The following is a 26,105-nucleotide window of genomic DNA, read 5'->3' as shown; positions in this document are numbered from 1 at the left end:
TCAGTTTAATCGCTAGAACTCATTTAATCGCTTCACAGTTGCCTGTGTTGCTTTCAACGAGTTTGAACAAATTATTTCAACTCAAATATATTCTGTTAATGATTTAATGCATCCTCGTCGGAGTACATTACTGTGATAAATCACAGAGATTATCAAGTGGTGCGTATCTTAACGCTTCTACTTGTTAATCTCTAGGATCTACGCACTTGATCGCTTAGGAACTAAACAACATCGCTGCCGTATGTTCACATACTGCGCGAAGCGTAGCTTCTTGCTTAAATTTCAAGTAAAAGCAGTGCTTTTATGATCTTGAAATTTGGTGGAGACTAGGAGAGTCGAACTCCTGACCTCCTGCGTGCAAAGCAGGCGCTCTACCAACTAAGCTAAGTCCCCAGCTTATCAATTAAGTCAATGTTCTGATTTTCTATTCGCTCTGCAATTGCTTGCTTCGTCAGTAGTGGTGGGTCTGACAAGACTTGAACTTGTGACCCCACGCTTATCAAGCGTGTGCTCTAACCAACTGAGCTACAGACCCTCAGATACATCGTCATGAAGAACAACTTGTTGTGGATTCTTACCAATCGTCAATCTTTCGTTAAGGAGGTGATCCAGCCGCAGGTTCCCCTACGGCTACCTTGTTACGACTTCACCCCAGTCATCGGCCACACCGTGGTAAGCGTCCTCCTTGCGGTTAGACTACCTACTTCTGGTGCAACAAACTCCCATGGTGTGACGGGCGGTGTGTACAAGGCCCGGGAACGTATTCACCGCGGCATTCTGATCCGCGATTACTAGCGATTCCGACTTCACGCAGTCGAGTTGCAGACTGCGATCCGGACTACGATCGGCTTTTTGAGATTAGCATCTGCTCGCGCAGTAGCAACCCTTTGTACCGACCATTGTAGCACGTGTGTAGCCCTGGCCGTAAGGGCCATGATGACTTGACGTCGTCCCCGCCTTCCTCCAGTTTGTCACTGGCAGTATCCTTAAAGTTCCCGACATTACTCGCTGGCAAATAAGGAAAAGGGTTGCGCTCGTTGCGGGACTTAACCCAACATCTCACGACACGAGCTGACGACAGCCATGCAGCACCTGTATCTAAGTTCCCGAAGGCACCAATCCATCTCTGGAAAGTTCTTAGTATGTCAAGGCCAGGTAAGGTTCTTCGCGTTGCATCGAATTAAACCACATGCTCCACCGCTTGTGCGGGCCCCCGTCAATTCATTTGAGTTTTAGTCTTGCGACCGTACTCCCCAGGCGGTCTACTTATCGCGTTAGCTGCGCCACTAAAGCCTCAAAGGCCCCAACGGCTAGTAGACATCGTTTACGGCATGGACTACCAGGGTATCTAATCCTGTTTGCTCCCCATGCTTTCGTACCTCAGCGTCAGTATTAGGCCAGATGGCTGCCTTCGCCATCGGTATTCCTCCAGATCTCTACGCATTTCACCGCTACACCTGGAATTCTACCATCCTCTCCCATACTCTAGCTTTCCAGTATCGAATGCAATTCCTAAGTTAAGCTCAGGGATTTCACATCCGACTTAAAAAGCCGCCTACGCACGCTTTACGCCCAGTAAATCCGATTAACGCTCGCACCCTCTGTATTACCGCGGCTGCTGGCACAGAGTTAGCCGGTGCTTATTCTGCGAGTAACGTCCACTATCTCTAGGTATTAACTAGAGTAGCCTCCTCCTCGCTTAAAGTGCTTTACAACCAAAAGGCCTTCTTCACACACGCGGCATGGCTGGATCAGGGTTCCCCCCATTGTCCAATATTCCCCACTGCTGCCTCCCGTAGGAGTCTGGGCCGTGTCTCAGTCCCAGTGTGGCGGATCATCCTCTCAGACCCGCTACAGATCGTCGCCTTGGTAGGCCTTTACCCCACCAACTAGCTAATCCGACTTAGGCTCATCTATTAGCGCAAGGTCCGAAGATCCCCTGCTTTCTCCCGTAGGACGTATGCGGTATTAGCGTTCCTTTCGGAACGTTGTCCCCCACTAATAGGCAGATTCCTAAGCATTACTCACCCGTCCGCCGCTAGAAATCAGTAGCAAGCTACCTATTCCCGCTCGACTTGCATGTGTTAAGCCTGCCGCCAGCGTTCAATCTGAGCCATGATCAAACTCTTCAGTTTAAAATCAGTAGTACCTTTAAAGGGTACCAATCTTGGCTCATCAATTTTCTGACAAATATTTCTCAAATAAACTTCGAGTAATTTCTACCATCAATCAATGAAAATAATTTCGATCGATCAACCAGTAAAAATCCACACAAGTTGTTCTTCATAATCTCTTAATGATCTCACTTAAAACCTCATCAGCTTTAAGTTCCAACTCAATCACTTAACGTTTCGTTTCGTGCATTGCGTTGGTGTGCTGCGTATTCTATACAGTTTCACAATGAGCGCAAGTGCTTTTCATAAAAATATATGAAAATATGATTTGGTCGTTCATTTTTTATCCTGAATGCGTATTTTTAGCAGCTTTGTGGGTATAAATCCATCATTTCAGCCTGTAATGTATTTTCAAAATGTAACCACCCTTCAAAACAAAAAAGACCGAAATAGCTTCGATCTTTATCATGTGATTATTAATTGCTTTCTAATCAGCCTGTTCAGCCAGCCAGCTCATAAATTTCTGACGTTCTGCTTTAGATGCTTTTTGCCAAAGCTGAATGAGTGCTTGATCAGTTGAGGTTTGTGCTGCAGTTTGAGCAGTATTTACTTTAGCAACTACAGGTGCAACTGCTGCCTGGGTATAAACTGGCGCAGGCTGATTCACTGGTGTAAGTGTTTTAGTGGTCAGGTCTACCGCTTTACCCAGCACACTCTTGCCCAATAATGGTTTGGCTTCGCTATTTGCCCCTACCTGCTGTACCAGTAGCTGATTTTTAGCATCATATAAACCAATAATCGGTTGGTCTTTATATTTTTGTGCTACATTAAAATCTTTAGGTGCATTAATCAAAGCCAGACGGTAACTTTCTCCATCTTTCAGTTCTGGTGTTTTTACGGTTACTACGCCTGATTTTAAAATGTCATGAGTACTGTCCGTATGCTCAAAGAATTCTGTATAACGCACACTAATACTATTTGAACCTGGATCTATTTTATAGGTCTGGTTTTTACGTATTAATCCACTATTCACCTCTTGCTCATTTACCGCAACAATGTTGATTTCTTCCGGTGCCGTCAAAGTCACTGCAGAAAAAACAGAAGTACTTCCCATTAAAGCCGCTGCTGCGATCGCAATACGTAAATTCATTTGCCTCATTCTTCCTGATTATTTAAGTCTGTTTGCACTATGTGGAGTATACGTGACAATTTTATGATAAATCACTTAGACAAACAGCCAGTACTTCAAGCATATATCTGTATATCCATCTGATTTATTCAGCTAAGTACCTAGACTTAAATAAGAGCAAAATAAAAAGGAGCACCGAAGCACTCCTTTTTATTATTCCACTAAGTCTTAGTTAAAGGTTTTAAAACGCTCTTCATCATTCATAAAGGTTTTCTCACCTGCTGGCGCCTCAATTGAACCAAAGACTAGTTGAGCGCGTAGCTTCCAGCTTGAAGGCACATCAAAAGCAATGGCAACTTCATCATCAATGATCGGATTATAGTGCTGTAGCGATGCACCAATATTTTTCTCCGCTAGTGCTGTCCAAGTCGAAAATTGGGCAATTGCTGAAGAGTGTTCTGACCATACTGGGAAATTATCTGCATACAATGGAAATTGTGCTTGCAGTTCTTTTACCACTTCCTGATCTTCATAAAACAACGCAGTACCATAGCCTGCTGCAAAACTATTGATTTTATTGTTCGTAGCTTCAAACGCATCGGCTGGCACAATTTTCTTCAACGTATCACGGACAATGTCCCAGAAATTTTGATGTGATTCACCAAACAGAATCACCACACGAGAAGTTTGTGAGTTAAAAGAAGATGGACTATGACGTACTGCTTCTTTAATTGTATTTTCAATTTCTGCCTGATCTAAGGTTACGTTATTGCCAATTGCATAAATGGTGCGACGTTGTTTGATTTGATCTAAAAATGCCATGAAGAACCTCTTGTATATCTTGTCTTGTTCAAAATCGATAAAGAAAGATTAATCTTTTTATCACCCAAAAACAGGCGCATATAAGAAACGTAGTGTTTTATTTATAGAACAATAAGAGGATTTTTAACGTTTAATATTTGTATTGAACCCACTGGCACGTATTTCCAGCAGGTTCTTTATCTTTATGATTTTAAGCAAATACGCGGAAGCGATCCTGAAAGTTAGTCTCCGGACGCGGTTCTGCAGGCTGCTCAATAGAACCAAAACAAAGTTGCGCGCGTAGCTGCCAGTTTCCATCAATTTTAAAATGTGCTGCGACTGCCTGATCCACCGTTGGATTATAGTGCTGTAGTGATGCCCCTAAACCTGAATCTGCCAGAGCTGTCCAGACAGCAAACTGTGCCATACCGGAAGTCTGCTCAGACCAGACCGGAAAATCATCCGCACTCATTGGCATTTTTTTCTGCAACTGATGAATCACCGTTTGATCTTCATAGAACAGCACTGTTCCAAAAGCTCTAGCACATTGATCGATCTTGATTTCACTCCCTTCAAATACCTGAGCAGGCATGTCTTGGCGCTTAACCTCTTTCACGATTTCCCAGAATTTAAAATGTGAATCCCCAAACAGAATCACGATTCGTGCACTTTGAGAATTGAATGCCGAAGGACAGCTACGTACTGCAGCCTGAATCAGTTCAGCAATATACGCCTGGCTATAATGCACCCGCTTCCCCAAGGCATAAATACTACGGCGCTTTTTCAGCTGATCAACAAATGTCAGCTCATCCCCTTGTTCAGTTTTGCTCTTTTTTGAAAATTTAAAATCTTTAGTCAGGTCTGTCGTCAGTACATGCCCAATCTTATCTAATAACGCCATTTACACTTTCCCCAATCAACACATGCCAGCCAAAGGCTAGACCTGTTTATTGTAATGGCTTTGGCCTAAAGGCTTATGGCATAAGCGTTCAAGGCTGTTTCTTTTTACAGCAATCAATTCATTTAAAAACAAAAAACTCCGCACTAGGCGGAGTTTTTGTGACTTATTGCACGATTATTTATTTTCAGTTTCAAATAATGCAGCAACAAATGACTTGGCAGAGAATGGACGAAGATCGTCAATTTTCTCACCCACACCAATAAAGCGAATTGGCACATGACTGCGGCTGGCAATATTAAATAGCACACCACCTTTGGCAGTACCATCTAACTTAGTAATAGTAATACCAGTCAGACCTACAGCTTCATCAAACATTTCTACCTGATTAATCGCGTTCTGACCTGTACCCGCGTCAACCACCAGCATCACTTCATGTGGTGCAGTGGCATCAATCTTCTGCATCACGCGTTTTACTTTGGTCAGCTCTTGCATCAGGTTGCTCTTGTTGTGCAAACGACCAGCTGTATCTGCGATCAGGACATCTACACCTTTGGCACGCGCACTTTCAAAAGCATCAAAAATTACAGAGGCTGAATCTGCACCGTGACCTTGAGCAACCACAGCGATGTTATTGCGCTCACCCCAGATTTGCAGCTGTTCAGTTGCCGCAGCACGGAAGGTATCACCCGCTGCCAGCATGACTTTCTTGCCTTCACCTTGTAAACGCTTCGCCAGCTTACCGATAGTAGTGGTTTTACCGACACCATTTACACCGACAACAAGAATCACATAAGGATTTTTGTTCGGGTCAATGTGCAACGGTTTTACACGCGGTGCCAATAAAGCAACCAATTCTTCCTGAAGCGCTTTGTACAGCGAATGAGAGTAAATCAAATCACCACGAGCAGTACGTTCGGTTAGATTGGCAATAATGGTCTTGGTTGCATCTACACCAATATCTGCAACCAGCAATTGCTCTTCTACTTCTTCTAGTAATTCGTCATCAATTTCCTTGCCACCGATCAGGATATTTACCATACCGTCTGCAAAGTTCTTGCGGGTCTTGGTCAAACCTTCCTTCATACGGCTAAAGAAACCACCTTTGGCAGTAGATTCTTCACTCGACGTTTCTGTTGCGGCAGGCGCTGAAACAACGGCTTGTTCGCGTGGCGTTTCTATAATTGGCACATTGACCGCAGGTAAACTCGGTAATGTGACATCGTCATCTCCGATATCAGCATCAATCAAAAATTTGTTTTGCCCATTAGATTGCTGTTGCATGCCGAATCCTTGAAAAGCATTGCGTTAAAAAATGGGATTCTACCATAAGTTATAAAGTTTTAGCTTTAGATTAAACTTCCATTTCTATTACACCAAAAAGCAACAACAGTGGATTGCTTTCAATTACACAAATCTTAAAATGGCTTATAAATACATCCGCTTATTTTGGAATAATTCGTGTCCAAATCACTTATTTCTATGCACGCTCGTCCACTCCAGCTTAAGCGATATCTGTATTCGCTTGGTGCAGTACTAATGTGTTTAAGCAGTAGTCAAATTCAGGCACAAACTACACAAAAAACCCAATCTGAGCTGACGCGCAGCACTTTTGAAACCACCTTAAAAAATGGTCTTAAAGTGATTATTCGGGAAGATCATCGCGCACCGATGGTGATGACTCAGATCTGGTATAAAGTTGGCAGTGCGGATGAGTCCGGCAACACCCTCGGTGTATCGCATGTACTGGAACATATGATGTTTAAGGGCACCAACAAAGTTCCAAATGATGAATTTACTCGCATCAGCCGGATCTACGGCGGCAGCGTGAATGCGGCAACCTCCACCAACTACACCAATTATTATCAGCTTTATCCTAAAGCCTATTTCCCAATGGCATTAGAACTTGAAGCAGATCGAATGAGTAATCTGCTACTACGCCAGCAGGATTTTGAACCAGAAATTAAAGTCGTAATGGAAGAACGCCGCCAGCGCACTGATGACAATCCGCGTTCACGGGCCTTTGAACGTTTTAAATGGATCAGCTATCCAACCAGTCATTACCGCCAGCCGGTAATTGGGCATATGAAAACCCTGAATAATATCGAGATCAGCGATGTAAAGCAGTGGTACAAGACCTGGTACACCCCGAACAATGCCATTCTGGTCATTGTCGGTGATGTCGAGTCTGAAAAAGCGCTGCTGCAAGTCCAGAAATACTTTGCTGATACACCTTCGCGTACTACGCCGCCACGCAATGATGTAGTTGAGTTTGAACGCTTAGGCTATCGCCATATGGAAATCAGTACCGATGTACAAGTGCCAAACTTATACATGACCTGGAATGTCAAATCACTGGCTTCAGCAATCAATCATCAAGATGCTTATGCACTGACGATTATCCGGAGCTTGCTGGACAGTGGTATTTCCTCGCGCCTGCAAGACCGCTTGGTCCGTGATCGTAAGCTGCTGACTTCCGTGAGCGTGTCTTATGACCCATATAATCGTGGTGACAGTCTATTTAGCATTTCCGCACTTCCCGCGACTGGTGTCAGCTTTGAAGATGCGCAAAAAGCCATTCAGGCAGAAGTTGATGCCTTAAAAACTGAAGATATTCCTCAACATGAACTGGATCGAATTATTACCCGCTTTGTTTCCAGTCTTATTTATAGTCAAGATAATATTGCCGGGCAAGCCAAGATGATCGGCAATCTGGAAGTGAATGGTTTAAGTTACCGACTCATGGATGAACTGCCTAAACATTATGAAAATGTCAGCATGAGTGATATTCAACGGGTCGCGAATAACTATTTCATTCGTGCAAATCTCAGCACGCTTTATCTCGCACCGGAAGCAAAAGCACAATGAAGGATAAGTTCAAGTCAATATTTTCAAACGGTCTTTTACTTGCCGCATTAAGCTGTACTTCTCAGGTCTGGGCTGAGAGCTTTCAAAACACTGAAGACCTATCAGAAGATAATCCTAGCCTATTACAGTCAATTCCCCTGCTACAAAGCTTAAAAAATTTGAATAGCGAAAAGCAGTTTCAGGCACCTTATGTACATGATTTAAATAACCGCTTCAAAGTCCGTACGTTATTTGTCGAAACCAAAGACATGCCGATGGTTGATATTCAGCTGACCTTTAATGCTGGTTCAGCCCGGGATGAAGAAATCCAGAAAGGCTTATTCGGCTTGTCCAGCATGGCAGCCAAGCTGATCCGTGAAGGAACCGATCAATATACGGCCCGGCAAATTGCAGATGTATTTGATCAAAGCGGTGCTCAGTTTAGTGCCCAAGCCTACCGGGATATGTTTGTCATCCGCTTACGTGTCATGTCTGATCCGAAAAAACTGGAACCTGCTTTAGCAATGATGGTGGAAGTGCTTAAACATGCATCTTTTAAAAATCAGAGCATCAGCCTGGCAGTGAGTAACACCAATGTCGGTCAGAAACAGCTACAGGAAAATCCAGGTCGCCTAATGGATATCCGCTTCTATCACACCCTGTATGGACAGCATCCTTACGCACAACCAATTACAGGCACCATTGGCGGCACTCAAAAAGTAAATCCTGAACACCTTAAAAAGTTCCGGGATCAGTTTCTGGTCGCACAAAATATGAATATCGCCATTACCGGGAAACTTAACCCTAAAGAAGCATTAGACCTATCAGAACGTATTGCAGGCAACCTCAAACAAGGTACACGTGCACAGCCATTGCCTGATCCGCAATTAAAAGATGATATTGAGGTGGTGCATATTCCCTACAATTCCAGTCAAGCCCATGTGATGTTTGGTCATATCGGACCAAGCCGTTTTACTGAAGAAAAACTGGCTTTAGAAGTGGCAAATCGTATCTTTGGTGGCAGTGGCTTTAATGCGGTACTGATGCAGGAACTCAGGATTAAACGCGGCTTTACCTATGGAGCTTATAGCACTTTTAGCTTTAGTCAGGCACCGGGTGTCTTCAGTTTTCGCTATTCCACTCGTCAAGACCAGCTACTTGATAGCATTCAGGTCGCACATCAAGCCTTTATTAACTTTGTGAATCAGCCGATTGATAAAAAACGGCTCGAAGAAACCAAATCTGGCATGTTAAGGGCATTTCCGAATAACTACAGCAGCAATGCCACCATCAATGCCCAGCTCGGTACTATCGGTTTTTATACAGAACCACGCGATTATTTGGCGACTTACCCAGAACGCTTAGCCAAAATCACTGCAAAAGATGTAGAAAATGCAGTACGTAGACATCTACATCCAGACCGTCTAACTATAGTCGTCGTTAGTCAGACATTAGATAAAGAGGAATTGAAAGCGGCTTTGAAAGCAAATTTAGAAAATACAGCTACAACTGATGGATTAATATCCACCCCTTAAAATTTTAAGGTTGGTCCGCTTCTACTGGAGGTAACTGATGTGCGCGGACTGATTCCTGTTGATAAGCCTGCATTAGCTTAAGGTATTGTCCACGATAAATTGATGGCTGTTCAAGTAAAGTGATAGCCATGTCCTGTGTTTGTGGCAACTGCTGTTGTATGGAAAGTTGCTGAATTTGTTCAGATTGAACCATAGTGACAGGACGATAGAGAGCGACACTTGCCAACACAATAATAAATAAAACAATAAAGACAAAAACGCTGTTATAGATTTGCTCTAGCGTTAATTTGGACAAAAACGTCCTGATTTTTTCTAAATCAATAGCCATACACTACCTCTAATTCAAAGTAGTGTATGGCTGCATTCGAATAAGTTCAAGTAATTGACTGGAAATTCACTCTATTAGCAGATGGCTGATCCTGTACAGTATTCTGCCCGCTTATTTAAATAAACCAATAAAAACAGTACTTCCCAACATACCGGCAGTAATCGCCAGAATCAGGAAAATCGCAAACTTGCTTACTCCAGACTCGGCACTGGCTGGATGCAAACGATCCGGATCAGCAAGACGTACCAGTTCTGAATTATAAAGTTTGTAGAATTGCTCACGCTGGTTCTCATCTAGCTGACGAGTAAAATCATAAACTGCCTTACGCTGTGTCAGACTGTACTCCCCTAAATGGATCTCCTTATGGAAAATGGCTGCATCTAATTTTTTTCGGTGCAGTTGAGCCAATGCCATCACTTGTCCAGCTGTCGGAGGGATATCAAAATCAATTCCATCTAATGTACGCGACATGTTATTCTCCTTGTTGTTAGCTTAATAGTTACTTTATATACTAATAAAAAATATTTTTGATGATAGTTTAATCATGTAAACTGTAAAACAAGAACAAGATCCGACGAAATAATTGACATTTCAATCATTCTGTAATATTAGTTTAACATTACTCAGTTATATTTGAAGCTAGACTAAAAAGTCTATCCGTAATCATAATTAAAATTAAGGAGTTTTATATGATTCAACAATTCTCTCCACATGAACTTGAACATCTGTATGCTGAAGCTGTGAATACAATCCAGTCACAAATGAACTTTTCAGATGCAGTTAAACAGTTAGAAGATGCTGCACGTGCAGGACATGGTAAAGCGGCGCTTTTTTTAGCTGAACTTTACTATCAAGGTTTCCGCGTCGAACGCGATTCAATGAAAGCTCAATACTGGCAAAGCATGGCCACCATGCAAGCCTAAATAAACGTCACCGCGGTGGCGTTTTTTTATATCTACAATATTACTTATACATGATGAAGCATTACTGTAACGATTCCTTGCAAAGCTAAAACACTAGTTTTATCTAATTTTCTTACAATGACAGCGTTGTTCCACCATAACTTGATCATAATGAAAATGCCAAATATTAAAGATATTCAACCATTACCTAAAGACCTTGCAGTTAAACTTACTATCCTGAAATCGATGATGTATTGCGGGGTACTTTGGGGACTATTTCATGAGGGTTGGGGCATGATGCGAGATCAGGATGAAAACCTATTCCCGTTCTGGCTCAATTCTTCGCATGCAGAAAACTATGCCAAGAAACACTGGCCAAACTACACCCCTCGAAAAATTACCCCTGAGGATTTTGAGCAGGTACTTTTACCTACCCTACAACGTTTCAATGTTAACCCTGTTCTGGTACGTGGCAGTGGCAAACAAATCAAGCTGACAATTGGACAGGTGCGTCATTTCTTTTTTTCAGGACAAGGGCTGCACTTCGCTGCATAACATGTTATTTATAGAGTCAGGACAACAACTACCTGAAGATAAACAGCTTAAACTTCAGGATAAATAATAACAGCTAAGGACTTAATAATGACGAATGTAGCCCAAGTACTCAAAGACAAGCCAAGTCAGGAAATTTATACTATCCATCCAGAAGCCACGGTTCTTGAAGCCATTACTTTAATGGCGGATAAAGACATCGGTGCGATTGTGGTTATGGAAGAAGATAAAGTGGTCGGGATTCTTTCCGAACGTGATTACACCCGAAAGATCGTGCTGATGGAACGTACTTCCTTTAATACCACTGTCAGCCAGATCATGACTTCCAATGTCATCACGGTAGATTGTCACACTTCTGTGCCAGACTGTCTTAGCCTGATGACTAATAAACACTTGCGTCATTTACCGGTGGTGGAAGCAGGGAAATTGGTAGGTTTGGCTTCAATTGGTGACTTGGTCAAAGCAGCAATGAATGATCAGCAAATACTGATTGATCAGCTACAACAGTACATTTCAGGTTAATATTAAGTTCTAAAAGCCATTTTGTAATGACGTTAAACTGACAAAGCAATAACAAACATAAAAAAACCGCTCAAATCGAGCGGTTTTTTTATTGAGAGCTAAATTAGTTTAGACCCAGTTTTTCAGCCACGTAGTCAGAATCTTTATCGCCACGCCCTGACAGGTTTACGACTATCTTCACCTCTTTTGGCAATTTACCGGCTTCACGAATTGCCCAAGCCACCGCATGTGAGCTTTCCAGTGCAGGAACAATACCTTCAACACGTGAAAGAGTCATAAAAGCATCCAGACATTCTTGATCCGTTGCCGTAGTATATTCCACACGCCCTAAATCTTTAAGCAAACTATGCTGCGGACCTACACCCGGATAATCAAGACCAGAAGCAATTGAATGTACCGGTAAAGGTTCACCCTGCTCGTCTTCCAATACATAGCATGCCATGCCGTGAATCTGGCTTGGTTTGCCTAGAGTCAGCGTTGCAGAATGCTTGTCAGTATCCAGACCATGACCTGCCGGCTCTACACCAACCAATTTGACATCAGCATCATTCAGAAAAGCAGTAAACGCACCGAGTGCATTGGAACCACCACCCACACAAGCGACAATATAATCTGGGTTTGCACCAAAACGATCATGACTTTGTACTTTGATTTCATCACCGATAATCGATTGGAAATCACGCACCATCATCGGGAAAGGATGTGGACCCACCACCGAACCAATCGCATAGATATAGTTTTTAGGATCTTTTAGGTATTCTTCAAAGGCACTATCCACCGCATCTTTTAGAGTTGCCGTACCACGCGTCACAGAAATCAGTTTGGCACCGAGAATTTTCATTTTCACCACATTCGGGTGTTCTTTCTCGATATCCACCTGACCCATATGAATTTCACATGGAATACCGACCAATGCACATGCCGTTGCCAATGCAACACCATGCTGACCTGCTCCCGTTTCAGCAATCACTTTGGTTTTACCCATGTATTTTGCTAACAGTGCTTCGCCGAGGCAGTGATTGATTTTGTGCGCACCTGTATGGTTTAGGTCTTCACGTTTCAGGTAGATTTGTGCACCACCGAGCTGATCAGATAGGCGTTTAGCATGAAATAATGGACTTGGGCGACCAACATAATTTGCAAACAGATCTTTCAGTTCATTCTGGAATTCAGCAGTTTGACGAATTTCCTGATAGGCAACATTAATGTCATCCATTGCCTGCTTCAGATCTGGCGGAATAAACTGGCCGCCATAGTTCCCAAAAAAACCCTCTTCATTTGGCAATGCAATGCCATTTATTTGATGACCCATAATGATCCCTAACAATCTGGATTAAATTTATAAAAACCACTTTATATTAAATTGTTTTATTTTGAAGAACTAATCACTATAAATAAGGTGATCAATAGATAAATGGAATCAACGCGCCAGATATTTGGTCATATCTTCAATGCCTCTTAAGGTCATTGGATACATATGACTTTCGAAGATCTGCTGAATCATTCCGATAGTCTGGGTATAGTGCCAGTAGCGTTCTTCTTCGGGATTCAGCCAGGCAGTTTTTTCAAAATGCTGACGCAGACGTTGTAACCAGACTTGTCCTGCTTCATCATTCATATATTCCACCGACCCACCGACTGAATGCAGTTCATACGGTGCCATGCTGGCATCACCCACGACAATCACCCGATAATCGCGACCATAAGTATTGAGCAAATCCCAAGTATTCATCCGCGTACTAGAACGACGGAAATTATCTTTCCAGACGTAGTCATACAGACAGTTATGGAAATAGAAATATTCAAGTGTTTTGAATTCAGTTTTGGCAGCACTAAACAGTTTTTCACACTGGGCAATATGCGCATCCATAGAACCACCGACATCAAATAGCATCAACACTTTGATACGGTTACGACGTTCCGGCACCAGCTGCACATCCAGAATGCCCTGTTTGGCAGTTTCACGAATAGTACCATCAATATCCAGTTCTTCGGCAGCACCTTGACGGGCAAACTTACGCAGGCGACGTAGTGCCAGTTGCATCTGACGGCTACCCAGAATCTGTTCATCATCCAGATTACGGTATTGACGCTGTTCCCAGACTTTGACTGCTGAACGTTTACGTCCCGGCCCGCCAATACGTACACCTTCCGGATGATCGCCATAAGCACCAAACGGTGAAGTACCACCGGTACCAATCATCTTGTTGCCACCCTGATGTTTCTTATGCTGTTCGCGCAGACGCTCTTCCAGCATTTTCATCAGTTCTTCCAGCGATCCAGCTTTTTTCAGCTCTTCACGCTGTTCAGGGGTCAGGTGCTTTTCCAGCAATTCCAGATCAAACCAGTCTTTCGGTAACTTCTGGACTTGATTCAGCAGTTCATCAAGATCAAAGGACTGAATGCCATCAAAGTAGTCTTTCATGGCGCGGTCGAACTTATCGAAGTAACGCTCGTCTTTCACCATCACAGTTTTAGCGAGCTGATAGAATTCATCCTGATCAGCAAAGACGATTCCGGCAGCCACTGCCTGATTCAGATCAATCAGCTCACGCGTTGAAACCGGCACACCGTATTTGCGCAAGGTATAAAACAGTCGCACGAACATGCGTGTTTCTCCCTTAGCGGCGTGACATAAATGCTAGGCGTTCAAGCAGCTGGACATCCTGCTCATTTTTGATCAGCGCACCATACAACGGTGGAATGGCTTTAGACTTGTCGGTATTTCTTAAAATATCTTCTGGCATATCATCTGCCATGAGCAGACTTAACCAGTCGATCAATTCTGATGTTGAAGGCGGTTTTTTCAGGCCCGGAATCTGACGCAATTTAAAGAAGACTTGCAGCGCCTCATTGACCAATGTCGCCGAGATATTCTCGAAATGCACATCAATGATTTCGCGCATGGTCGCTTCATCCGGAAATTCAATGTAATGGAAGAAACAACGGCGCAGGAAAGCATCTGGTAGTTCTTTCTCATTATTCGAGGTGATGATGACGATTGGACGCTGTTTTGCAGTAATGGTCTCGCCTGTTTCATACACAAAGAACGACATCTTATCAAGTTCATGCAACAGGTCATTCGGGAATTCAATATCGGCCTTGTCAATTTCATCAATCAGTAAGACACAACGCTCTTCACTGGCAAAGGCTTCCCACAATTTTCCAGGCTTGATGTAGTTCTTGATGTCATAGACACGATCATCACCCAACTGGCTATCACGCAGACGCGATACTGCATCATATTCATACAAACCTTGCTGGGCTTTGGTGGTGGACTTGATATGCCAGGTGATGAGTTTCATCCCCAGGCTTTCAGCCACCTGCTCTGCCAACAGGGTTTTACCTGTACCGGGTTCGCCTTTGACCAGCAGCGGTTTTTGTAAGCTGCGTGCGGCTTTTACAGCCAATTTTAAACTGTCAGTTGCAATGTACTGACTTGTACCCGAAAACTGTTGATGATCCACAGACATGATTTAACCTTATTTTTCTATTTACAGCGGTGAAGTATTTTTGTTTACAGTATTTACAGCAGTTTTTGCTTTATTCGTTACATAAGTTGACCAGCAATAGCCGATCAGTGACGCGATCCCTATCACGAACAGAATCAGTGAGGCATTGATCCAGACCAGTTCTTGTTCCTTGGTCAATACACCAAACATCAATCCAAAAATTGCCGGCGCCAATGAAGCATTCGGACCTTCAGATACCGTCGGTGTCAGCAGAATGGCAAATCCGACAATCCAGAGAAAGCCACCTGCCGGTTTTGGCAGGCGCTTGGTCACGCCGTACCAGCACAGCAATGCAATCGCGCTGCCAATCAGATACACCGTGATGGCAATCGATTCTTCAGGAATTGAATCTAATACAGTTACATAACCATTCATTTTACAACTCCTGAATAAACATTAAGCACCACGCAGACCTTCTGGCTCTACAGCATTCGGATTAATTAAACCTTCAGGCGGCATTTGCAGGAAGAAACCACGAGTTTCAATAGAGTCCATCACATGCAGCACATTGGCACGTGCCAGCTTACGGGTTTCGCTCAGTTCAAGATGCATGACAAAAGTCGCACGACCAAACGCTACGCGGACAGCATCGCCCAGTACCTGAAGTGGATCGAAAGTTTCAGCTTCATTTTCATCAGCCGGACGAGACACATAAAGGTACATTTCGTCCTTTTTGCTCGATTTGTAGATAGACACTTGCATGATTTTGATTCAGACAACAATTTAGAAAAATCAGTGGCAAGGATACCTCAAAACATCCTTTGAGGCATTAGCCATAATTAACGCATCAGTCGTGATTTTGTATAATTGCTCTTTCTTTAATCAATTTTTCAGGCGAGCATCCACTTCGGATTTAGTCGACAACTTTCATTTGCGTAGAAAGATAGGATTCATCCTGGCGTAGCAACTGAACTAATGGCTTGGTCAGATGTTCATAACGCCAGCCAAGCAGGAAGTCCGGCAGATCCTGTTCATCATTATGGAATACAACATGCTGGTACAACGCGCTCATCCATTTCTTGCGCATCAGCACTTCTTTTGGAATTGAGGTCTCATCCACCACATTTTGAATAATGGCATCAATTTTTGTACCGATGTCATTAGAAGAATGACGGATTGGGCGTGCCAAACGTAGCGGCCATTCAGATTGATCTGGCAGGAATTTCAGCAGATCCAGAATACATTTTCCATGATCACGGATGATATTGGCACGTAGGTCCTTCACAGTGCTGAGCTGGAACATATTTTTCGGATTCTTTTCCACCAGGTTAATCATGGTTGAGTTTCTCATGATAAAGCTGCGTGGAATATTCAGCGCCTTGGCAATCTGCTCACGCCATACTGCAAGCTGTTGCAGCTGCATCAGTTGACGGCGTGAATGGCGATAGTTGCCTACATCCTGATACAGCAACTCGATTGGCGTTTCTTGACCAATTTCCTGAGTCATAAAACGGCAATCTTCCAGAGCAAAATCCAGTAAATGCTTTTGCTTCAGCTCTGTTTTGATCTGGTCACCCAGATGTACCAGATAATGCACATCATTAGCCGCATACAGCAATTGTTCATGACTTAAAGGACGTGCCAACCAGTTTGAACGGGTCTGATCTTTTTCAATCTCCACGTCCAGCATTTGCTTTAAGGCATTCTGATAGCTGACCTGTAGACCATGACCCAGGAATGCCATGCCTACTTGAGTATCAAACACATTACTCAGAGATTTTTGCTGGGTATAGTGATAGATCAGATCAATATCTTCACCGCAAGCATGGAAAATATTCTGTTGTGCAGCAAAGAGACGCTTGAAGAACTCAGTCAGATCTAATGTCGTACCATCGAGTAGATAGACATTGCCACAGACATTAATCTGGAACACACCAAGTTTCGGCCATAAAGTATCGACCTTGATGAACTCTGTATCCAAAGCATAAACTGAGCTTTGATCCATTTGTGCAAGTACTTGATCGAGTCCAGCTTGATCTTGAATAAATTGAAACATAAATGACTGAGTCAACGTAATTGGATGTCCGAATGCAGTTATATTAACTGATATTTCTCATATTTATGACAAAATAATAAACATTTAGCTATAAAATTTAATGATCACAATATCGATAAAATGAATGAATATTCTTGTATTTTTCTAACTTGTTCTTCTATTTAGTAAAACGCCTGCGGAGAAACGATTTTATTTCATCCGCATGCGGTTATGTACAGCCTGACTCAAGGTATGACTGTCCACATATTCCAGTTCACCACCTTGCGGTACACCTTGGGCGATCCGGGTAATCTGAATCGGCAAATGCTTGCTGGCTTCCATCAGATAATGTGCAGTGGCCTGGCCTTCTACAGTAGCATTCGTTGCCAGAATCACTTCACGGATCTGACCTCTGTTTAAACGCTCCAGCAGATACGGAATACCGATTTCTTCTGGTCCAATACCATCCAGCGGTGACAAATGTCCGCCCAACACATGGTACTTACCACGAAAGCTGCCACTCTGTTCAATTGCCATGACATCAGCCGGTGATTCCACCACACAAAGCAGTTCATCATCACGTTCAGTCGATGTACAGATATTACAGACTTCATCTTCAGTCAATGAATGACAGACCGAACATTCATGAATATGGTTGGTCGCTTCAGTCAATGCATGCGCCAGACCAATCGCACCTTCACGGTTTTTCATGATCAGGTGCAATGCCATACGTTGAGCCGATTTCGGCCCAACGCTTGGCAAGATGCGTAATGCTTGAACCAGTTGATCAAAACGATCACTAAACATTGCGCATATTTCCTTAGAACAAGCCAGCCAGACCTGGAGGTAAACCCATGCCTTGGTTTGCAGACTTCATACGTTCTTCAGAGATGGCTTCAGCCTGACGCGCCGCATCATTCATTGCTGCAGCGATCAGGTCTTCGATCATATCCGGATCATCTTGCAGAAGTTCTGGATCGATCTGAATGCGTTTCACTACATTACGTGCAGTCATGGTCACTTTCACCAGACCACCACCTGCTTCAGCATGTACTTCTACCAGTGCAAGCTCTTCTTTGGCTTTTTTCAGGTTATTTTCCACTTCCTTTTGCATGCGCTGGGCTTGCTGCATTAACATGTTAATGTTCATAAAAATCTCCGAACATAAATTTATAAAAATTAAATCAGATCTAAACCACGCTGAATGTCACGGATAATATCATCAATATCTTCTAAACCAACAGAAACACGAATTAAACCTTCAGAAATTCCCGCTGCTTGTTTTGCTTCTGCAGACATTCTGCCATGTGATGTTGTCGCTGGATGAGTAATGGTTGACTTCACGTCACCCAAGTTACTTGTAATCGACAAGAAACGCGTATTGTCGATAACAGTCCAAGCCCCTTGACGCTCGCCTTTCACAACAAATGAAACCACGCCACCGAAGCCAGATTGTTGTTTTTTCGCCAGGTCATGTCCAGGATGGTTTGGTAAACCAGCATAGTAAACTTTTTCTACGTTTGGATGTGCATCGAGCCATTCTGCAAGTTTTTGTGCGCTCGCACAATGTGCTTTCATACGTAGATTTAAAGTTTCTAAACCTTTTAAGAAAATCCAGGCATTGAATGGGCTCATTGAATTACCCAGTGTACGAATCACACCAGTAATTTCTTCCATCAGTTTTGCAGAACCAACAACTGCACCACCTAAAGCACGACCTTGACCATCAATATACTTGGTTGATGAGTACACTACTAAATCTGCACCAAATTTAATCGGTTGTTGTAACACTGGTGTACAGAAAGTATTGTCGACCGCAAATAAGGCATTGGCTTCATGTGCAATATCTGCAATTGCTTGTAAGTCACCTACTTGCGCCAATGGATTTGACGGAGTTTCAATAAACAATAAACGCGTATTTGGACGAATCGCCTGTTTCCATGCGTCAACATCTTCCAAGTCAACAAAAGTAACTTCAACACCAAATTTCACTACATATTTTTCAAATAGTGAGATAATTGAACCAAATACGGCACGTGAACAAACGACATGATCACCGGATTTCAAATAGGCCAATGTGATGGCATGCACACCTGCCATACCTGAACTGGTTGCGACTGCTGCTTCAGCCCCATCAAGCACCGCTAAACGCTTTTCAAAGGTTTGTACCGTTGGATTGGTATAACGAGAGTAGGTATTCCCTTCAATTTGCCCAGAGAACTTTGCTGCTGCATCCGCCGCACTTTCACATACAAATGATGATGTCAGGAAGATTGGCTCGCTATGCTCACCTTCAGCTGTACGTGTATGACCGGTACGAATCGCCAAAGTGTCTAATTGATATTCGATCTCGTCGTGTTGGCTCATTGCGCTCATCAACCCCTAAAGGCTGCCTGTTGTAAAAAATTGCCAACATTTTGAGCGCCTATGCTATTTCAGGTCAAGGCATAATAAGCAATTATTGCTTAGACTTCGATCACTCCCTACCGGACACGGACAAAATATCTTTATGATTCAGTTAAAACAAAATCTGCAACGTCAACGAAAAAAACTCAAACATCTGGGTGCACGGTTTTTCAATAGCTCTTCACTGGTGCTGTCTCAGAAAACCCCATTTGAGTACATCAAGGAAACTGAATTATATAAAGTCCGGCATTATCCAGCACCAGAGAGACAGTTTAAGGAACCTTTGGTCTTTGTCGCACCGCTGGCGATTAATATGGATATCTATGACCTGTATCCCTACCGTTCTTTAGTGAAGCATTTTCAGCACAGCGGTTTTGAAGTGTATCTAGTGGAATGGAACCGTTTTAGCTTCAAACACAAAAACCTGAATTTCTTATCTTTTATCGATCAGGCCATTCCGGATGCCATAGAACGTATTTGTGAACATTCGGACAGCCCATATATTTCCCTACATGGCTGGAGTATGGCCGGTGTCTTTGTAATCCTGTATACCGCGCTACATTCTCCCGAACACGTGAAAAACCTGATGGTCATGGGCAGTCCGATTGACAGTTATGCTTCTGGCCGTGTCGGTAAACTGTTTGAAGCCACCAATAAACTCATTTCACAAAACCCAGCGATTCGAGACACGGTACATAAAGGTCTTATTCCCAAGCAGTATATTCATACCCCGGGAATTTTGAATGCCTTAGGCTTCAAACTTTTAGATCCTGTGGGCTGGTTTAAGAGTCAGAAGCAATTTTTATTGAATCTGGAAAAACCGGAACATGTCTATGAACATGCCACTATGGGTAATTTCCTGAATAAAATGATCGATTACCCGGGTGGGATTAATCAGGATATGGTGCTACACCTATGGCTACAGAATCCGCTGAAACACGGTTCAATTGATCTGCATGGCAAGCATGTTGACCTAAAAAATATTTCCTGTTCGCTGCTGGTGGGTGCCGGTTTATCGGATCAGATTGTTACCCAAGAAGCTGCGGAGCCTCTGACCCAACTCACCAGTAGCAAGGATGTGACTTTCACCCTGATTCCCGGTGGACACCTTGGACTCATGTCAAATCAAAAGACAGCCAATACTTTTTGGCCTAAACTAACGACTTGGCTTGAGCAGCGTTCTACTCGACTAGAGCAATAATTCGAGAGATGCCCTCAAGCTTATACTTTTTAATGAAAAGATTTTGAGGGTTATCATGATTCAATCAGTTGCATTTCTCGGCTTGGGTGCTATGGGCTATCGCATGGCTGCACATTTACCAAAGCATTTTGATACGGTCTATGTATGGAACCGTACTGCTGCAAAGGCGGAGCAACATGCAGCTGAATATGGTACGCAAGCAGTGAATCTGGAACAGGCCATTCAGGCAGATATCATCTTTTCCTGCCTGCCAACCAGTGCCGATGTTGAAGCTTTAGTTCAAGGTCTGGAATTAAAATCTGGCAGTATCTGGGTGGATTGCACTAGTGGTGTACCAGATGCCGCTCGTCGCCTGGAAGAAGCTTTGGCAGATCAGGGTGTGATTTTCCTGGATGCACCTGTCAGCGGTCAGACGATCGGTGCTGAAAATGGCACATTAACTGTTATGATTGGGGGTAGCGCAGCAGGTTTTGAACAAGCCCTTCCGGCTATTCAGGCATTTGGCAAGCTGATCAAGCATGTCGGTGAATCTGGCGCGGGTTTTGCAGTAAAAGCGGTCAATAATATGTTAATGGCTGTAAACCTGTGTGCAGTTGCAGAAGGCTTTACGACGTTAAAAGCGCATGGGGTAAGTCTGAATGAAGCGCTGGAATGTATCAATGCATCAAGCGGTAAAAGTAACGTGACTGAGACTGTAATGCCACAGCGTATTTTAAACCGCAGCTTCCCACTTACCTTTGCTTTACCACTACTTGCCAAAGATACTGGCATTGCCGTGGATCTGGTTCGTGATGCCAAGCTATCTGCGCCGTTGCTGTCGCTGACCCAGAACCTGATTCAGGCAGCCAACCTACAGGCAGACGAAAATAGCGACTTTTCTGCTGCGGTAAAAATGTATGAATCGTGGAGTAAAATTACCATTGAGTAATATATCGCCATTGAATCGTGAGAACAAAACCCAATATTGTGTTTAGGTATAGACACATGGTTTAACACCAGAGGAAACCCGCATGAAAAAATTGACTGTTGCGACAGTGATGAGTTTTGCAGCATTGCTAGGGGCTTCAACTTCAGTTTTAGCTTCTGAGCAGGAATGCAAAAAACTGAAAAATGATCATGATGTGATTTACGCGTCTAAAGGCTTCTGTTTTAAAGATCCTGAAGCAAAAGCAAAGTACGGTAATGACAATTGCTTTACCACCAAGCCAAAATTTTCAGAAAAAGAGCAACAACGTCTTGACGCGATCAAAGATCGTCAGAAAGAATTGAACTGTAAATAATTTAATTCAATGACGTTCAAGGAATGCCCTCATGACTTACGATGATCAAAATATTTTTGCACGAATTCTGCGTGGTGAATTGCCCGCAATCAAGGTGTATGAAGACGACCAGGTTCTTGCATTTATGGACATCATGCCTCAGGCAGACGGTCATACATTGGTCATTCCTAAATCGCCTGCGGTGACGCTGCTTGATTTAGATCCTGAAGTGGCTGCATATACTATCAAGATCGTACAAAAGATTGCCAAAGCTATTGAAAAAGGCTTAGGTGTGGAAGGTATCGTGTTAATGCAGCTTTCTGGTGCTGCAGCGGGTCAAACTGTACCACACGTTCATTTCCATCTGGTACCTACTTCACTCCATAATCTGGGCAAGCATGCCTTGGTGATGGGTGATCAGGAGAAGATCAAAGCTCTGGCTGAGAAAATCAAAGCAGCCCTATAAATCTGGTTTAAACCAATATAAGAATGGAGCTTCGGCTCCATTTTTTTTTGTTTGTGTCTTTTTGATAGCTTCACTTTTAATAAGCTGAAGAATCACAAGGCTAATCTCACCCAGTGCTCATAGACAAACAATAATAACAAGGATTTAGTACAAGGCATCAATGCCGCTAGGGAAACCACCCTCAGACTGTTTATTGATATTCGTTACGACTACCAAGCACTACTTTGGTGCAACTCTTTAATCAAACTTAAGGAACATATTCATATCTGTTCTTGCCTATTTACTGGCCATAAAACCAATTCTGCTTAAACATTAAACAATCCTATCTAACAATCACTATTATTTTAAAAATCTAGATTTATTAATTCCAAGTATTTTAGTCAATATTAAGTTTGACTAATAATAGAATAAACCAACTGTAATAATAAGATTTAAATTGATAAAAATTTAATATTAAACCAAGTATTTTAATTGGATTTAAAATAATAAATATAAGCAAAAAGGTCGGATTTAAAAATCACTCAGTTACACAAAATAATCACAGATTTTTTGAATAATTTTTAAAAAATTAAATTTTTAAATTATTAATATTCAAATATTTATAAATATATATTTATTTAAACTGTTTGGTCTATTTATTTTTTACCACATTAGATTAATAATAAATTAACACGTTTTAACAACAGGCTTATTTATATGAGCTTAGTTCCAGAAAATCTAAATCAAAAAGTGGTCAGAGAGATCACCTTGATTTTAATTATCAAGGTCATTCTATTACTGACAATCAAACATATCTGGTTCGATGCGCCCACAATTCCTAAAAATTTTGACTCTCAAGTTGCCGAGCGTATCGCTGGCAGTCCTTCCCAAATCAAGGAGACACGTTGATGATTGCTGAAAGCGTGGTCGATCTTTCGCGGTTCCAGTTCGCTATGACTGCGATGTATCATTTTATTTTCGTTCCGCTGACCTTAGGTCTGGCCTTTATCCTGGCTATTATGGAAACCACTTATGTGGTTTCCGGCAAGGAAATTTACCGGGACATGACCAAATTCTGGGGGAAACTTTTCGGGATTAACTTTGCACTCGGGGTAACTACTGGTCTGACCATGGAATTCCAGTTCGGTACCAACTGGGCCTACTATTCACACTATGTCGGTGACATTTTTGGTGCACCGCTGGCGATTGAAGGCTTAATGGCATTCTTCCTGGAATCTACCTTTATTGGTCTGTTCTTTTTCGGATGGGATCGCTTATCTAAGGTTCAGCACCTTTGCGTGACCTGGTTAGTGGCGCTTGGCTCTAACATGTCTGCATTGTGGATTCTGGTTGCTAATGGCTGGATGCAAAACCCGGTTGGCTCGAAATTCAACTACGAAACCATGCGCATGGAACTGGTTGATTTCGGGGCACTGATCTTTAACCCGGTTGCTCAGGTGAAATTCGTTCACACCGTTTCTGCAGGCTATGTCACAGGTGCAATCTTCGTTCTGGCAATTTCAAGTTTTTACTTGCTGAAAAAACGCGATGTTCCTTTTGCACGCCGTTCTTTCGCGATTGCAGCAGTGTTCGGTCTGGCATCTACCCTATCTGTAATTTTACTGGGTGATGAATCTGGTTACGAAATCGGTGACGTTCAAAAAACCAAACTGGCTGCGATTGAAGCAGAATGGGAAACAGAACCTGCACCCGCTGCATTCACTTTATTTGGCTTCCCAAATCAAGAAACCATGCGTACCGATTATGCAGTAAAAATTCCTTATGTAATGGGCATCATTGCAACCCGTTCAATCGACACTCCAGTGATGGGGATCAAGGATCTATTAGTTGAACATGAAGGTCGTATCCGTAATGGTATGCTGGCTTACGAACAACTGGAAAAATTACGTGCAGGCGATCAGTCTGCTGAAGTAAAAGCGGCATTTGAAAATACTCAAAAAGATCTTGGCTACGGCTTACTTCTGAAAAAATATACAGAAAATGTAGTAGATGCTTCTGACGAACACATTAAAGCTGCTGCTAAAGACACTATTCCACATGTACCAAGTCTGTTCTGGGCATTCCGTGCCATGGTGGGTTCTGGTTTCTTGATGCTACTTCTGTTCGTTCTTGCTGCCTTTGCAGTTGCTAAACGTAATGCAGAAAACAAACCTTGGTTATTGAAATTTGCCCTGTTCTCTTTACCACTACCTTGGATTGCAGCGCAAACCGGTTGGTATGTAGCCGAAGTAGGTCGTCAACCATGGACGATTGGTGAAGTACTGCCTACACACCTGTCTGCTTCTACATTGAGCACTGGCGATGTAATGGGCTCTATCTTTGCACTAGCTGCGTTCTACACAGTATTACTAATCATTGAAATGTACCTGATGATCAAGTTCTCTCGTTTAGGACCAAGTTCATTACACACTGGTAAATACCATTTCGAAAAACCTAATTCTCAAGTAACAGCCGAGCAAGAAGACACAGCTCTTCCAGAAGGCGTAACTGGCGAGGTTCAATCATGATTGAATACGAACTGCTCAAAATTATCTGGTGGGTACTGGTTGGTGTCTTGCTGATTGGCTTTGCCCTGACCGATGGCTTCGATATGGGCTCAATGGCGATCATGCCATTTGTGGGTAAAAATGATCAGGAACGTCGTGCGGCAATCAATACGATTGCCCCACACTGGGACGGTAACCAGGTCTGGTTCATTACTGCCGGTGGTGCCCTGTTTGCTGCATGGCCAATGGTTTATGCGACTGCCTTCTCAGGTATGTATTGGGCACTGCTATTAGTGCTATTTGCGTTGTTCCTGCGTCCAGTCGGCTTCGACTACCGCTCAAAGCTGGAAAATACCAAATGGCGTAATGCTTGGGATTGGGGTCTGGCAGTTGGTGGCGCAGTTCCTGCATTAGTCTTTGGTGTCGCATTCGGCAACATGTTCCTCGGCGTACCATTCACTTTAGATGAAACTGTTCGTTCAACTTATTCTGGTAGTTTCTTTGCTCTGCTGAATCCATTTGCAATTGTTTGTGGCCTAGTCAGCTTATCAATGCTATGTGCACACGGCGGTGCATGGTTAATGCTACGTACTGATGGTGCGTTACGTGAACGTTCTGCGAAAGCAACCAAGATCATGGGGCTTGTTTATCTGGTGACTTTCCTGGCTGCTGGCGCATGGTTGTATTTCGGTGGTATCCAGGGTTATACATTGGTGACTCCATACGATACCAATGGTGTTGCAAATCCATTAGCGAAAGAAGTACTGACTAATGGTAACCCTGGCTGGATGAATAACTATACAACTTATCCAATCACCATGATTGCGCCAATTATGGGTATCCTTGGTGGCATGATTGTCGTGCTGGCTGCATCTAAAGCTAAAGCTGGATTAACTTTCCTGGGTTCATCTATGGTGGTGATCGGTGCAATCTTAACTGCTGGTTTTGCCTTGTTCCCATTCCTAATGCCTTCTAGCATCAATCCTGTTGCTAGCTTAACCATGTGGGATGCGGTATCTAGTAAAAATACCTTAACCGTGATGACTGTTGCTGCGTGCATCTTCGTTCCAATCATCCTGCTTTACACCACTTGGTGTTATTACAAGATGTGGGGCGTCATCACCAACAAACACATTCAAGAGAATTCACACAGCCTGTACTAAGTCTGTGTC

At 43.0% G+C, this 26,105-nt stretch carries 27 protein-coding genes, 2 tRNA genes and 1 rRNA gene; 12 read left to right on the top strand and 18 right to left on the bottom strand.

Features of this window, described 5'->3' with window-relative positions:
• Positions 1–317: 317 nt before the first annotated feature.
• The 7 genes from BS636_RS12240 to ftsY form a co-directional block, all read right to left on the bottom strand.
• Positions 318–393: transfer RNA gene (locus tag BS636_RS12240), tRNA-Ala, on the bottom strand.
• A gap of 65 nt (positions 394–458) precedes the next feature.
• Positions 459–535 (bottom strand) — tRNA-Ile (locus BS636_RS12235).
• Between the two features lie 61 nt (positions 536–596).
• A 16S ribosomal RNA gene (locus BS636_RS12230) occupies positions 597–2,135 on the bottom strand.
• Positions 2,136–2,601: 466 nt separating this feature from the next.
• Positions 2,602–3,264: a DUF2057 family protein gene (locus tag BS636_RS12225; RefSeq protein WP_099339019.1), complete on the bottom strand. Its 663-nt coding sequence runs from the start codon at positions 3,262–3,264 to the stop codon at positions 2,602–2,604.
• Positions 3,265–3,471: 207 nt separating this feature from the next.
• Positions 3,472–4,065, bottom strand: a complete 594-nt coding sequence (locus tag BS636_RS12220) for a nitroreductase family protein (protein ID WP_099339018.1) — start codon at positions 4,063–4,065, stop codon at positions 3,472–3,474.
• Positions 4,066–4,255: 190 nt separating this feature from the next.
• Complete coding sequence (locus BS636_RS12215) at positions 4,256–4,945, bottom strand: nitroreductase family protein (protein WP_099339017.1); 690 nt, start codon at positions 4,943–4,945, stop codon at positions 4,256–4,258.
• Positions 4,946–5,119: 174 nt separating this feature from the next.
• A complete protein-coding gene (ftsY, locus tag BS636_RS12210) occupies positions 5,120–6,226 on the bottom strand; it encodes a signal recognition particle-docking protein FtsY (RefSeq protein ID WP_099339016.1) in 1,107 nt (368 codons plus the stop codon).
• 255 nt (positions 6,227–6,481) lie between these two features.
• Here ftsY and BS636_RS12205 point away from each other — a divergent pair, with 255 nt between their 5' ends.
• Positions 6,482–7,810, top strand: coding sequence for a M16 family metallopeptidase (locus BS636_RS12205; RefSeq protein ID WP_228206950.1), 1,329 nt, complete (start codon positions 6,482–6,484; stop codon positions 7,808–7,810).
• The gene (locus tag BS636_RS12200; RefSeq protein WP_099339014.1) at positions 7,807–9,324 is read left to right on the top strand and encodes a M16 family metallopeptidase; all 1,518 of its coding nucleotides are present in this window, start codon (positions 7,807–7,809) and stop codon (positions 9,322–9,324) included. The genes BS636_RS12205 and BS636_RS12200 overlap by 4 nt, the downstream gene beginning before the upstream one ends.
• 4 nt (positions 9,325–9,328) lie before the next feature.
• Here the strand turns inward: BS636_RS12200 and BS636_RS12195 are convergent, their stop codons facing one another.
• Both BS636_RS12195 and BS636_RS12190 read right to left on the bottom strand, forming a co-directional pair.
• A complete protein-coding gene (locus BS636_RS12195; protein ID WP_099339013.1) occupies positions 9,329–9,652 on the bottom strand; it encodes a hypothetical protein in 324 nt (107 codons plus the stop codon).
• A 111-nt stretch (positions 9,653–9,763) separates the two neighbouring features.
• Complete coding sequence (locus tag BS636_RS12190; protein ID WP_099339012.1) at positions 9,764–10,123, bottom strand: hypothetical protein; 360 nt, start codon at positions 10,121–10,123, stop codon at positions 9,764–9,766.
• Between the two features lie 218 nt (positions 10,124–10,341).
• On the opposite strand from BS636_RS12190, the gene BS636_RS12185 reads away from it, so the two are divergent.
• The 3 genes from BS636_RS12185 (at position 10,342) to BS636_RS12175 (ending at position 11,628) form a co-directional block, all read left to right on the top strand.
• Positions 10,342–10,575: a hypothetical protein gene (locus tag BS636_RS12185; RefSeq protein ID WP_099339011.1), complete on the top strand. Its 234-nt coding sequence runs from the start codon at positions 10,342–10,344 to the stop codon at positions 10,573–10,575.
• Between the two features lie 150 nt (positions 10,576–10,725).
• Entirely contained in the window at positions 10,726–11,109 is a 384-nt protein-coding gene (locus tag BS636_RS12180; RefSeq protein WP_213064223.1) for a DUF2750 domain-containing protein, read from the top strand.
• An 87-nt stretch (positions 11,110–11,196) separates the two neighbouring features.
• Positions 11,197–11,628: a CBS domain-containing protein gene (locus BS636_RS12175; protein ID WP_099339009.1), complete on the top strand. Its 432-nt coding sequence runs from the start codon at positions 11,197–11,199 to the stop codon at positions 11,626–11,628.
• A gap of 103 nt (positions 11,629–11,731) precedes the next feature.
• Here BS636_RS12175 and trpB read toward each other — a convergent pair whose 3' ends face one another.
• The 9 genes from trpB to BS636_RS12130 all read right to left on the bottom strand — a co-directional run bounded on the left by trpB (position 11,732) and on the right by BS636_RS12130 (position 19,482).
• Positions 11,732–12,940 carry a tryptophan synthase subunit beta gene (trpB, locus tag BS636_RS12170; protein ID WP_099339008.1) on the bottom strand — a complete coding sequence of 403 codons (1,209 nt, stop codon included), beginning with the start codon at positions 12,938–12,940 and terminating at the stop codon, positions 11,732–11,734.
• Between the two features lie 108 nt (positions 12,941–13,048).
• Positions 13,049–14,236 carry a vWA domain-containing protein gene (locus tag BS636_RS12165; protein ID WP_099339007.1) on the bottom strand — a complete coding sequence of 396 codons (1,188 nt, stop codon included), beginning with the start codon at positions 14,234–14,236 and terminating at the stop codon, positions 13,049–13,051.
• 13 nt (positions 14,237–14,249) lie between these two features.
• Complete coding sequence (locus tag BS636_RS12160) at positions 14,250–15,101, bottom strand: AAA family ATPase (RefSeq protein ID WP_099339006.1); 852 nt, start codon at positions 15,099–15,101, stop codon at positions 14,250–14,252.
• A 21-nt stretch (positions 15,102–15,122) separates the two neighbouring features.
• A complete protein-coding gene (locus tag BS636_RS12155) occupies positions 15,123–15,515 on the bottom strand; it encodes a hypothetical protein (protein ID WP_099339005.1) in 393 nt (130 codons plus the stop codon).
• A gap of 21 nt (positions 15,516–15,536) precedes the next feature.
• The gene (locus BS636_RS12150; RefSeq protein ID WP_099339004.1) at positions 15,537–15,842 is read right to left on the bottom strand and encodes a YcgL domain-containing protein; all 306 of its coding nucleotides are present in this window, start codon (positions 15,840–15,842) and stop codon (positions 15,537–15,539) included.
• A gap of 151 nt (positions 15,843–15,993) precedes the next feature.
• The gene (locus BS636_RS12145) at positions 15,994–17,136 is read right to left on the bottom strand and encodes a ribonuclease D (RefSeq protein WP_099339003.1); all 1,143 of its coding nucleotides are present in this window, start codon (positions 17,134–17,136) and stop codon (positions 15,994–15,996) included.
• A 189-nt stretch (positions 17,137–17,325) separates the two neighbouring features.
• Positions 17,326–17,922 (bottom strand): recombination mediator RecR, encoded by a 597-nt coding sequence (gene recR, locus BS636_RS12140; RefSeq protein WP_099339002.1) that lies wholly within the window; start codon positions 17,920–17,922, stop codon positions 17,326–17,328.
• A 13-nt stretch (positions 17,923–17,935) separates the two neighbouring features.
• Positions 17,936–18,265, bottom strand: coding sequence for a YbaB/EbfC family nucleoid-associated protein (locus BS636_RS12135; protein ID WP_099339001.1), 330 nt, complete (start codon positions 18,263–18,265; stop codon positions 17,936–17,938).
• A gap of 29 nt (positions 18,266–18,294) precedes the next feature.
• Positions 18,295–19,482: an O-succinylhomoserine sulfhydrylase gene (locus tag BS636_RS12130; RefSeq protein ID WP_099339664.1), complete on the bottom strand. Its 1,188-nt coding sequence runs from the start codon at positions 19,480–19,482 to the stop codon at positions 18,295–18,297.
• 142 nt (positions 19,483–19,624) lie between these two features.
• On the opposite strand from BS636_RS12130, the gene BS636_RS12125 reads away from it, so the two are divergent.
• The 7 genes from BS636_RS12125 (at position 19,625) to cydB (ending at position 26,096) form a co-directional block, all read left to right on the top strand.
• On the top strand, positions 19,625–20,722 hold the full coding sequence (locus BS636_RS12125) for an alpha/beta fold hydrolase (RefSeq protein ID WP_099339000.1): 1,098 nt from the start codon (positions 19,625–19,627) through the stop codon (positions 20,720–20,722).
• 55 nt (positions 20,723–20,777) lie between these two features.
• Positions 20,778–21,650, top strand: a complete 873-nt coding sequence (locus BS636_RS12120) for an NAD(P)-dependent oxidoreductase (protein ID WP_099338999.1) — start codon at positions 20,778–20,780, stop codon at positions 21,648–21,650.
• Between the two features lie 109 nt (positions 21,651–21,759).
• Positions 21,760–22,002: a YARHG domain-containing protein gene (locus tag BS636_RS12115; protein ID WP_416202914.1), complete on the top strand. Its 243-nt coding sequence runs from the start codon at positions 21,760–21,762 to the stop codon at positions 22,000–22,002.
• Between the two features lie 31 nt (positions 22,003–22,033).
• Positions 22,034–22,447, top strand: coding sequence for an HIT family protein (locus BS636_RS12110; RefSeq protein WP_099338997.1), 414 nt, complete (start codon positions 22,034–22,036; stop codon positions 22,445–22,447).
• Between the two features lie 696 nt (positions 22,448–23,143).
• Positions 23,144–23,335 carry a cytochrome oxidase putative small subunit CydP gene (gene cydP / locus BS636_RS12105; RefSeq protein ID WP_004893080.1) on the top strand — a complete coding sequence of 64 codons (192 nt, stop codon included), beginning with the start codon at positions 23,144–23,146 and terminating at the stop codon, positions 23,333–23,335.
• A complete protein-coding gene (locus BS636_RS12100; RefSeq protein ID WP_099338996.1) occupies positions 23,335–24,954 on the top strand; it encodes a cytochrome ubiquinol oxidase subunit I in 1,620 nt (539 codons plus the stop codon). Before cydP ends, BS636_RS12100 begins: the two co-directional genes overlap by 1 nt.
• A complete protein-coding gene (cydB, locus tag BS636_RS12095; protein ID WP_099338995.1) occupies positions 24,951–26,096 on the top strand; it encodes a cytochrome d ubiquinol oxidase subunit II in 1,146 nt (381 codons plus the stop codon). Before BS636_RS12100 ends, cydB begins: the two co-directional genes overlap by 4 nt.
• Positions 26,097–26,105: the final 9 nt, after the last annotated feature.

This window comes from Acinetobacter sp. LoGeW2-3 (assembly GCF_002688565.1).
Classification (GTDB): Bacteria; Pseudomonadota; Gammaproteobacteria; order Pseudomonadales; family Moraxellaceae; genus Acinetobacter.
The sequence above is the reverse complement of the archived record's forward strand: the minus strand, read 5'-3'. Positions and strand labels throughout refer to the sequence as shown.